Source organism: Nocardia sp. NPDC058480 (genome assembly GCF_042720495.1).
Classification (GTDB): Bacteria; Actinomycetota; Actinomycetes; order Mycobacteriales; family Mycobacteriaceae; genus Nocardia.
Map to the genome: position 1 here is coordinate 647,331 of NZ_JBHXMN010000001.1, position 12,088 is coordinate 659,418.

Here is a 12,088-nt window from a genome sequence, read left to right on the forward strand (position 1 = left end):
CTACTCCGCGATGATCACCCGGACTTCACCGTCGGCCGCGTCGGTCGGATCTACCGCTGTGACGAACCAGTGGGTGACCTCCCCGTCCGCCAGGTCGTCTTCGACCGAGCCGTTGGGCAGGACCGACAGGGCGCCCGCGGTGGACGAGGCCAGGAATTCCTGGATGGCGGCCGGGCCGGAGGCGTGGGTGGTGTAGGTGGTGCATTCGTAGTCGATGCCGTGTTCGTCGCGGAGGCGTTCGGCCATGGCTACCGCTTCGGACTGGTCGAGGACCGTGGTGTTCTCGCCGGAGACCGATACGAAGGCTGGGTGGTTTTCGGCGAGCGGGCGGACTCGGTCGGCGTAGGAAACCGGATGTGCGGCGGCAGAGGTGATTTCGGCTTCGATGTCGGGCAGGACCAACCACTGGCCAGCCACGCCGGCGACCGGGGTCGCGCTGACACCGAATGCCGCTCCGGCAGCGGCGATCTCGACGCCGGGGAGTTCGCCGGCGAACAGTACCGCCGCACCCGCCTTGTGGACCGCCCAGGCGGCGAGGACCGAATCCACGCTGCGCGGCAGCGAGATCGCGACCACGTCGCCGGGGCCCGCACCGCGGGCGATGAGCACGCGGGCCAGCTGCGAGGATTTGCGATCCAGTGCGCTGTAGGCGATTTCGCTGTCGCCACGCAGCAGGGCCGGGGCCTGCGGGTCGGCTTCGACGACCTCGGCCAGCACCTTCGCCACTGTCTGCGCGCCGACGCCCGTCGCGACCGGGGCCGAAACAGCGGCTGTCACACCGGAATCGGCGAGCAGCTGAGCCCGTTCGCTCGCGTCGAGGATGTCGATGTCGCCGACCAGGCCGGTCGGGTTGTCGAGCAGCTCGTCGAGCACGCGTAGCAGGCGCTGCGAGAGCGTACGAACCTCGTCGGCGGTGAAGGTGCTGGTCAGGTACTTCATCGTGATCTCGATGGTCGACTCGGCCATCACCACCAGCGTGAGCGGGTAGTGGGTGGCGTCGTCGAGGCCGACACCGGTGACCTGCATGCCGTCGATCGAGCTCGCCGCGGTGACGGCGTCCTTGTCCATCGGGTAGGACTCGAACACCACCAGCGTGTCGAACTGCGAGCCCATACCGGCCACCCGCTGGATGTCGGACAGGCCGACGAAGTGGTGGCTGAGCAGTTCGGCCTGCTCGGACTGCACCCGCTGGGTCAGCTTCTCCGCGGTCATCCGGTCGTCGATCTGGATGCGCACGGGCAGGGTGTTGATGAACAGGCCGACCATGGACTCCACACCGGGCAACTCGGCCGGGCGACCGGAGACAGTCGCGCCGAACACCACGTCGTCACGGCCGGTGAGACGCCCGACGACGATGCCCCACGCGGTCTGCAGCAGCGTGTTCACGGTGACACCCAGTTCACCGGCGAACTTGCCGAGCGCCCTGGTGCGGTCGTTGTCGATCTCGACGATGACCTTGCCGAGTTCGTAGCGTTCCTCGGAGCGCGGCGCGGGCGCGAGCTGGGTGGGGGCTTCGACCCCGGCCAGCGCTTCGGACCACACCTGCAGCGACACTTCACGATCCCAGCCCGAGAGCCAGGACAGGAAGTTGCGGTAGGACGCCACGCGCGGGAGCGCGGTGAGGTCACCGTGCACCGCGTACAGAACCAGCAGGTCGCGCATGAGCAGCGGCATGGACCAGCCGTCGACCAGGATGTGGTGGACGGTGATCGCCAGGTGCGCCTTACCCTCGCCGACCGTGTAGAGACCGAAGCGGATCAGCGGCGCGGTGGCCATGTCGAACTGGTTGGCCTGGTCGGCGAGCAACAGCTGCCGCATGCGCGGCATCCGCTCGTCTTCGGGCAGGTCGGTGAGGTCGACCTCGCGCCACGGCACCTCGAGCTCGGAGAGCACCAGCTGCGCGGGCTGACCCGCCGAATCGGTGACGAACGCGGTCCGCAGGTTCGGGTACCGGTCGAGCACGGCTTGGGCGGCCCCGCGCAACCGCTGGGTGTCGAGGGTGCCGGTCAGGTCGAGGACGGCCTGCACGGTGTAGACGTCGACGGTCGCCGAGCTGATCATGGCGTGGAACATCAGGCCCGCCTGCAGCGGCGAGAGCGGCCAGACCTCCGACAGCGCCGGGTAGTCGCGCTCCCAGAGCTCGATATCGGGCTGGCCGACCCGCACGAGCGGCATGTCGGACGGGGTGAAACCACCCGCGTCGGCACGCTGCGCGTGGGTGGCGAGCGCGGTCAGCGCGGCCACGAACAGATCGGCGAAGCCCTTGGCCTGTTCGACGGTGAGCAGCCCCTTCGGGAACGCGATGTTCGCGCCGAGCTGCGGGCCCTCGTCGCCGTCGTTGACGATGGCGTTGATGTCGAGGGTCGCGTTGGCGGGCATGTCGAGGTCCATCTCGGCGTCGAGCTGACCCAGGTCCGCCACCGGCACCCAGCCGAGTTCGGCGAGCTCGGCGGGGATCTCACCCGCGGTCGCGCGGCCGAGGTAGTTGAAGCTGATCTGGCCGACGCTCGGCAGATCCGCGCCCTCGGCGGTCAGGTACTTGAGCATGCCGTAACCGATGCCCTTGTCGGGCACGGCCAGCATCTGTTCCTTGACCGACTTGATCACGTCGGCGAGCACGGCGCCACCGGCGAACGCGTCGTCGAGGTCGGCGCCTGCCAGGTCGAGGCGGACCGGGAAGGCGGTGGTGAACCAGCCGACCGTGCGCGACAGGTCGGCACCGGCGACGATCTCTTCCTGGCGGCCGTGGCCTTCCAGCTTGATCAGCGCCGCGGTGCCGGATTCGTCACCGCGCCACCGGGATACGGCCAGCGCGAGCGCGGTGAGCAGGCCGTCGTTGACGCCGCCGTGGTAGAGGCCGGGGATCGCGGTGAGGACCGCGTCGGTGACCTCGGGCGAGAGGGTGACCTGCACCCGGTCGACAGTGGCGAAGGTGTCGACCTGCGGGTCGAATGCCCGCGCACCGAGCCGCGGATCGGCGGTGGCCGAAACCTCGCGCCAGAACGGCAGTTCCGCGCGACGGTCCGTCGACTGCTCCACCAGGCTGTGCGCCCAGCGCCGCATCGAGGTGCCGTTGACGGGCAGCGCAACCTGCTGGCCCGCCGCGATCTGACCCCAGGCCATGCCGAGGTCCGGGATCAGGATGCGCCAGGAGACGCCGTCGATCACGAAGTGGTGGCCGACGATGAGCAGCGCGTCGCGGCGGCGCGGGCCCTCGGCGGGCTCACCGAAGGCGAACCAGACGAACTGCACCATGGCGGCGCCTGCGGGATCGAGACGACCCATGGCCTTGTCGTATTCGACGCTGGCCAGCTTGGAGAGCTGATCGTCGGCGATGTCACCGGCGACCTCGACCCGGCGCACGAGTGTGGTCACGTCGACCTCGCCCGGCGCCAAAGCCTCGAAGACCCAGCCGTTCTCGCTGCCCGACTGATCCGCGCTCACGGGCGCTTCGGTACGAGCGACGCGCGAACGCAGCACGTCGTGGTGGTCGAAGACCGCACCGATGGTGGCGTGCAGGACCTCGGCGGTGATGCTCTCGGGCAGACGCAGCACCATCGACTGGGAGAACCGGTCGTAGGTGGAGCCACCGGCGAGGATCTGGCGCATGATCGGCAGCATCGGGATGTCGCCGACACCGCCGCCCGGCAGTTCCTCGAGGACGATCTGTTCGGCATCGCCCGCGAGCACGGCGATCTCGGCGAGCCCTGCCACGCTGCGCTTTTCGAACACATCGCGCGGCTTGAAGAGCACGCCGCGGTCCTTGGCACGCGAGACCAGCTGGATGGACAGAATCGAGTCGCCGCCGAGGGCGAAGAACGAATCGTCCAGACCGACGGCGTCGACTCCGAGCACCTCGGCGTAGACGGTGGCGATGATCGCCTCGACTTCGCTTGTCGGCGTGCGGAACTCGCGCGGGGCGAGTACCGGCTCGGGCAGTGCGCGACGGTCCAGCTTGCCCGCGGGGGTCAGCGGGATCTCGTCGAGGACCATCACCGCGGCGGGCACCATGTGCGCGGGCAGGTGCTGTGCCGCGTACTCGACCAGGGCGGCCGGGTCCACGGCGCGTCTGGCGGGCCCGGAGGAGGTAGCGGAGCGTGACCCCGCAGGGCCCTCAGGCTCGCCGTCATCGACAGAGCTGGCGCGCACGTAGGACACCAGGATGGTCGCGCCCGCGTCGGTCTTGCGGCCGATGGTGGCGGCGAACTCGACGTCGTCGTGCGCGGTGAGGACCGCGTCGATCTCGCCCAGTTCGATCCGGAAACCGCGGATCTTCACCTGGAAGTCGTTGCGGCCCACGTATTCCACGACCGGCTTGCCGTGCACCGTGCGCCAGGCGACGACGTCACCGGTGCGGTACAGGCGCTCGCCGTCGGCGTACGGGCTGGCCACGAAACGCTCGGCCGTGAGGCCGTGGCGCGCGTGGTAACCGCGAGCCAACGGGACACCGCCCAGGTACAGCTCGCCGGCCACACCTTCGGGCACCGGACGCAGGCGACTGTCGAGCACCAGCACGGTCGCGCCCGCGATCGGACCACCGATGTTCATGGTGTCGCCCGGCAGCAGCGGATCGGACAGGTTGGTGGCGATGGTCGCCTCGGTCGGACCGTAGGCGTTGTAGAACCGGTGGTGCGCCGGGTCGGAGCCCGCGCTGTGCCAGTTCGCGACCAGGTCGACGGGGGCCTTGTCGCCACCGACGATCAGCGCTTCGAGTCCGGCCAGCGCCGCGGGTTCCATCGACGCCGCGACCAGCGGGGTGAGGAACACGTGGGTGAGCTGCTGGCTGGCGATGATGTCGGCCAGCTCCTCGCCGCCGACCACACCGACCGGCGTGATGACGAGGGTGCCCGCCGAGCCGACGGCCAGGAGGAACTCGAGGATCGAGGCATCGAACGACGGTGACGCGAAGGCCAAGGTCCGAGCGTTCTTGTCGAGACCGAACTGCGCGACCTGGGCGGCGGCGAAGTTGGGCACACCGGCGTGGGTGACGACGACGCCCTTGGGCAGGCCCGTCGAACCCGAGGTGTAGATCATGTAGGCCGTGTTGCCGGGGCGGACCGCGCCACGGCGGCCGGCCTCGGTGATCGGAGCGTCGGACTGTGCGGCGATCGCGGCCCGGGTGGCCGTGTCGTCGAGTGTCAGCCAGTCGCCCAGTGCGGGCGTCGGCAGGTGGTCGACCTCGGACGATACCGTAATGCCCAGTGCCGCACCGGAGTCCGACATCATGTGCGCGATGCGCTCGGCCGGGTACTTCGGGTCGACCGGCAGGAATGCCGCGCCCGTCTTGATGACGGCCCAGATCGCCAGGGTGGTGTCGAGCGAACGCTGCAGGGCGATGGCGACGACCGTTTCCGGTGCCGCACCGCGCTCGATGAGCTCGCGGGCCAGGCGCGACGAGGCCGCGTCGAGCTCGGCGTAGGTCAGCGACGCGATCGACTCGCCCTCGGTCGTCACCGACGTGAGCGCGCCGATCAGACCGCTGTCTGCCGACTCACCGGGCGCGACGACGGCCTGTCCGGTCGGGTTGGCCGCCACGGCCTGCGCCAAAAGCTCTGGCAATGTGCTCACCGAAGCGGCGGGACCGCCTGTGCGAGTGAGCAGTTCGGTGCGCTCGGTGCCGTCGAGGAGTTCGAGATCGCCGACCGGGGTGGTGGTGTCGGCGACGACCTCGGCGAGCAGACGCTGGAAGCGCTGCGCGAACTTCTCCACTGTCGACTGGTCGAACAGCGCACTGGCGTAAGAGAACTCGGCGTATGCACCAGCGTCGTCACCGGCCGCTGCTTCACGCACGGTGAGCAGCAGGTCGAACTTGGCCGTGTCGACGTCGAAGTCGACGGCCGAGACCGACAGACCCGGCAGCTCGAAGCTGGCGTCGGGCAGGTTCTCGAACGACAGCGCCACCTGGAACAGCGGGTGCCGCGCGGTGGAGCGCTCGGGGTTGAGCAATTCCACCAGGCGCTCGAACGGGATGTCGGCGTGCGCGAAGGCGGCCAGGTCGGCTTCCTTGGCCTGGGTCAGCAGCTCCGCGAAGCTCAGCTGCCCGCCCACCTGCGTGCGCAGGGCCAGGGTGTTGACGAACATGCCGATCACGTCGTCGAGTTCGGCCTCACCACGGCCGGCGATCGGGGTGCCGATGACGATGTCCTCGGTGCCCGACATGCGCGCCAGGAATACCGCGAGTGCGGTGTGCACGACCATGAACAGCGTCGCGTTCTGCTCGCGGGCGATGGCGGACAGCCCGGCGTGGATGTCGCCGCCGATCGGGAACAGCACCCGGCCACCGGCGAAGGACTGCGTGCTCGGACGCGGTCGATCCAGCGGCAGGTTCAGCTCGTCGGGGACACCGGCGAGTGCGCGCTTCCAGTAGTCGGCCTGCTGGGCGACGAGGCTGGTGTCGTCTGTCTCGGCGCCGAGGACCTCGCGCTGCCAGACGCTGAAGTCGGCGTACTGCACCGGCATCGGCGCCCAGCCCGGCGCCTCGCCTGCGGCACGGGCGGCGTAGGCGATCATCACGTCGCGGGTCAGCGGGCCCATGGACCAGCCGTCGGCACTGATGTGGTGGGCGACGAAGACGAGGACGAATTCCTCGCCCGCGATGCGTCCGGCGGGCCCGGAGGCGGTAGCGGAGCGTGACCACGCAGGGTCCTCGGACGCATCGCCATCGGACACCGCGACCCGCATCAGCTTCGCGCGCAACGGAACTTCGTCGATAACATCGAAGCCGGTGGAGATCAGCTCGGCGATCTTGTCTCGAACCTGTTCGGGAGCAACGGTTTCCGGTGTCAAATCCTGAATATTGCCCTCGACCGGCAGGATCACCTGGTGCGGGGTGCCGTCGGTCGACGGGTACACCGTGCGCAGGGTCTCGTGCCGCGCGAGCACATCGGCGACGGCCAGCTGCAATGCCTCGACATCCAGCGCGCCCGACAGGCGGACGGCGACCGGGATGTTGTTCACCGAGGACGCGGTGTCGAACTGGTTCAGGAACCACATGCGCTGCTGCGCGAGCGACAGCGGCACCTGCTCCGGGCGCGGTCCGGCGACCAGCGCACGACGCCCACCGGCGCCCGCACCCTGCTCGACCTTCACCGCCAGACCGGCCACCGTCGACGCCTCGAACAGCAGGCGCACGGGCACCCGGCTGTCCAGTGCGGCACCGAGGCGGGCCGCGACCTGGGTGGCCAGCAGCGAGTTGCCGCCGAGGGCGAAGAAGTCGTCGTCGGCGCCGACGCGCTCGGCGCCGAGCACATCGGCGAACACGCCTGCCACGATCTCCTCGATCGGGGTCGACGGCGCGCGGAAGGCCTGCGCCTCGAACTCCGGCTCCGGCAGCGCCTTGCGGTCGAGCTTGCCGTTCACGTTCAGCGGCAGCGCGTCCATGACGACGAACGCGGCAGGCACCATGTACGACGGCAGACCAGCGGCCAGCGTCGACTTGATCAGTGCCACATCGACTTCGGTGGATCCACCCACAGTCGCGGTGGCAGACGCATCGCCCGCGCTCACGACACCCGCCGACCGGGCGCCGACCAGGTACGCCACCAGGCGATCACCGGTGCGCGGGTCCGACTTCGCAACCACCGCGGCCTGCGCGATCTCTGGCAGCGCGAGCAGCGCGGCCTCGATCTCGCCGAGCTCGATCCGGAAGCCGCGGATCTTCACCTGGAAGTCAGTCCGGCCGCGGTAGTCGAGTTCGCGGTTGTTCCAGGCCACCAGGTCACCGGTGCGGTACATCCGGGTACCGGGGGTGAACGGGTTGGCGACGAAACGATCGGCGGTCAGGTCGGGGCGACCGAAGTAGCCGCGAGCCAGCTGCGCGCCTGCCAGGTACAGCTCACCGGCGACACCGTCGGGCACCGGGCGCAGGCGCTCGTCGAGCACGTAGACCTGGCTGTTCCACTCGGGCGAACCGATGGAGACCGACACCTGGTCGGCGGCGTTCACGCGGTGCGAGGTGATCGAGACCGCGGCCTCGGTCGGGCCGTACAGGTTGAACAGCTCGGTGCGGCTGAACTCGGCGCGGAAACGCTGGGCCAGCGAGCCGGGCAGCGCCTCACCGATGGCCAGGACCCGCCACAGCGAATCGGGAATCCCCGCGGCGAGCAGCGCGTCGAGCATCGAGGGCACCACGTGCAGGGTGGTGACCCATTCGCGGGCCATCAGCTCGTTGAGGTAGGCCGGGTCGCGATGGCCGTCGGCCGAGGCGATCACCAGGCGACCACCGCACACCGCTGCCGACCAGAACTCCCAGACCGAGAGGTCGAAGGTGGCGGCGGTCTTGAGCAGCACCGCGTCGGCCGCGTCCATGCCGAACTCGATCAGCTTCCACTGCAGCTGGTTGGCGATCGCGCCGTGCGCAACGGCGACACCCTTCGGCCGACCGGTGGAGCCGGACGTGAAGATCACGTACGCGGTGTTCTCCGGACGCAGCGGTTCGGTGCGCTCGGCATCGGAAATCGGTGCGGCGCCGATCGATTCGAGGTCGAGCTCGTCGATGCGGACCACGGGCGCGACGTCGGTGGCGAACTCGGCGTTGGTCAGCACGCAGACCGGTGCCGCCGTCTCGAGGATGTAGTCGGTGCGCTCGGCCGCCTGATCGGGGTCGACCGGCACATACGCGCCACCGGACTTGGCCACCGCGTACATCGCGACAACCAGATCCACCGAGCGGCGCATGGCGAGCGCGACACGGGACTCCGGGCCGACACCCAGCGAGATCAGGTGCCGTGCGAGACGGTTCACCTTCGCGTCGAGTTCGGCGTAGGTGAGCTGGGCACCATCGTCGGTGACCAGGGCGGTCGACTTCGGGTCGGCGGCCACCGACGCGTCGAGCAGCGAGACCAGGGTGGCCTCGGTGTCGACCGCGTAGGCGGTGGCGTTGCGGGCGTCGAGCACCTGAGTGCGTTCAGCCGGTGCCAGCAGCTCGATATCGCCGACCGCGGTGCGCGGAGTGGCGACAATCGCGCCGAGCAGGCGGACGAAACGCTCCACGAAACCTTCGACCGTGGCGTGGTCGAACAGGTCGGTCGCGTAGGTGAACAGACCCGAGATGCCTTCGGGCTCACCGGCATCGCCGTAGCGGTCGGTGGCGATCAGGTGCAGGTCGAACTGCGACAGCTCGGTGGCGATGTCGAGGCCGGAGACGGTCAGACCCGGCAGTTCCAGGGTGGCGCGGCTGAGGTTCTGGAACGACAGGCCCACCTGGAACAGCGGGTGCCGCGCGGTGGAGCGAACCGGGTTGAGCACCTCGACCAGGCGCTCGAACGGCACGTCGGCGTTGGCGAACGCCGCGATGTCGTCCTCGCGCTGGCGGGCCAGCAGCTCGGTGAAGGCTTCGCCGCCGTCGACCTTGGTGCGGAACACCAGGGTGTTGACGAACATGCCGATCATGTCGTCGAGCGCGGCTTCGCCGCGACCGGCCATCGGGGTGCCGATGGCGATGTCGTCGGTGCCGGACAGGCGCGCGAGCAGTACGGCGAGGGCGGTGTGCACGACCATGAACAGCGTCGCACCCTCGGCGCGCGCCAGTTCGACCAGCGCGCGGTGGGTGTCGGCGTCGATCTGGACGTCGACCTTGCTGCCCGCGAAGGTCTGCACCGCGGGGCGCGGACGGTCGGCGGGCAAGTCGAGCTGATCGGGCAGATCGGCGAGGGCCTGCTTCCAGTGCGCGACCTGCTTGGCCGCCATGGACTCCGCGTCGTCCTCGCTGCCGAGCAGGTCGCGCTGCCAGATGCTGTAGTCCGCGTACTGCACGGCCAGCGGCGACCAGCCGGGCTCGGAGCCCATCGAGCGGGCCGCGTAGGCGGTCATCAGATCGCGGGTCAGCGGGGCGACCGAGGATCCGTCACCGGAGATGTGGTGCACGACCAGGGCGAGCACGAACTCATCGGTGTGCTCCACGCGGAACAGCGCGAGCTTCAGCGGCACCTCGACGGTGACATCGAAGCTGGTCGACATCAGTTCCGCGACCGCCGACTCCACCTCGTCGGCGGCGACGGTGCGTTCGATCAGCTCCGGTGCGGCCTGCGCGGGCGACAGGATCACCTGTGCCGCACCCGATTCGGTCTGCGGGTAGACGGTACGCAGGATCTCGTGGCGCGAGACCAGGTCGGTGACCGCGGCACGCAGCGCGGCCACGTCGAGGTCACCGGTGAGCCGCACCGCGACCGGGACGTTGTAGGCCGCGGACTGGGTGTCGAAGCGGTTGAGGAACCACATCCGCTGCTGCGCGAGCGAGAGCGGGATGTGCTCGGGACGCGGACCGGCCGTGAGCGCCTTGCGATCTCCGGTTTCGGCGTGCTGCTCGACCCGATGAGCCAGGGCAGCGACCGTGGACGCCTCGAACAGCAGGCGCACGGGAATCCGGGTGTCGAGCGCCTCGCCGAGGCGAGCGGCGACCTGCGTGGCCAGCAGCGAGTTACCGCCCCAGGCGAAGAAGTCGTCATCGAGGCCGAAACGCTTGTCCGCATCGAGGCGAAGGACCTCGGCGAAGGTGGCGGCCACGAGCTGCTCGCTCGGGCTCACCGGCGCGCGGAACACGGCCTTCTCGACCTCGGGCTCCGGCAGCGCCTTGCGGTCGAGCTTGCCGTTGGCGTTCAGCGGCAGCGCGTCGAGCTGCAGGACCACGGTCGGAACCATGTACGACGGCAGCTCGGCGGCGAGGGCGGTGCGCAGCGCGAACTTGTCGACCTCAGTGCGATCAGCGGCCGAGCGAGACGGCGCGCCACTGTCGGTCGCGACGTCGGCGGTCTCCTCGGAAGCGGTTCCGGCCACGACATAGGCGACCAGCCGGTCGCCGACGACAGGGTCGGTGTGAGCGAGCACGGCAGCCGACGTGATGCCCGGCTGACGCAGCAGCGCGGCTTCGATCTCGCCGAGTTCGATGCGGAAGCCGCGGATCTTCACCTGGAAGTCGGTGCGACCGCGGTAGTCCAACTCGCCGTTGGTGTTCCAGGCGACGAGGTCACCGGTGCGGTACATGCGCTCGCCGGTCACCGCGAACGGATCGGCGACGAACCGGTCGGCGGTGAGGTCCGCGCGGCCGTAGTAGCCGCGGGCCAGCTGGGCGCCGGCCAGGTACAGCTCACCCGACACACCGACCGGAACCGGGCGCAGACGCGAATCCAGCACGTAGACACGGCTGTTCCACTCCGGCGCACCGATCGAGACCGACACCTTGTCCGCGTCGGTCACCGCGTGACTGGTGATCGAGACCGCGGCCTCGGTCGGGCCGTACAGGTTGAACAGCGCGGCGGCGTTGGCCGTGCGGAAGCGCTGCGCGGTGGCGGCGGGCAACGCCTCACCGATGGCGAGGACGCGACGCAACGTACGCGGCAGTGCCGCACCGGATTCGGTCAGCAGCGCGTCGAGCATCGAGGGCACCACATGCAGCGTGGTGACGGCGGTGGCCCGCATCAGGTCGTTGAGGTAGGCCGGGTCACGGTGACCGTCGGCGGTGGCGACCACCAGGCGGGCACCCGCGACGGCGGCGGTCCAGAACTCCCAGACCGAGAGGTCGAAGGTGGCGGCGGTCTTGAGCAAGACCGCGTCGTCGGCCCCGATACCGAATTCGGCCGTCTCCCAGAGCAACTGGTTGACGATCGCGCCATGCGAGACCGCCACACCCTTGGGCTTGCCGGTCGAGCCGGACGTGAAGATCACGTACGCGGTGTTCGCGGGGACCAGGGTGCGCCCGGTAATCGCGGCATCGCTGACATCGCTCAGGTCGAGCTCGTCGAGGACAACCACTTCGGCTGCCGCCGTACTGAATTCGGCGTTCGCCGTGGTCAGCACGACAGCCGGTGCGGCTGTTTCCAGGATGTAGTCGGTGCGCTCGGCAGGCTGATCCGGGTCGATCGGCACGTAGGCCGCGCCCGTGCGGGCCACCGCGTACATCGCGATGATCAGCTCGGCGGAGCGGCGGATGGCCAGCGCAACCCTGTCCTCGGTGCCGATCCCGCGCGAGATCAGGTGCCGCGCAAGACGGTTGACCTCTGCATCGAGTTCGGCATAGGTCAGCTCACGACGACCGCCGACGATGCGGCCGGCGGAACCGACCTGTGCGCCCATCAGGCCCTCGGAGGTACCG

At 69.6% G+C, this 12,088-nt stretch carries 1 protein-coding gene (running past one end of the window); it reads right to left on the bottom strand.

The annotated features are described in order from the left end of the window. Positions 1-12,088, bottom strand: the 3' end of a protein-coding gene (locus ACFWO8_RS03105) for a non-ribosomal peptide synthase/polyketide synthase (RefSeq protein WP_378940911.1). It continues 32,600 nt past the right edge of the window; 12,088 of the gene's 44,688 nt are visible here — the last part of the coding sequence; its start codon lies off the right edge, out of view; the stop codon is at positions 1-3.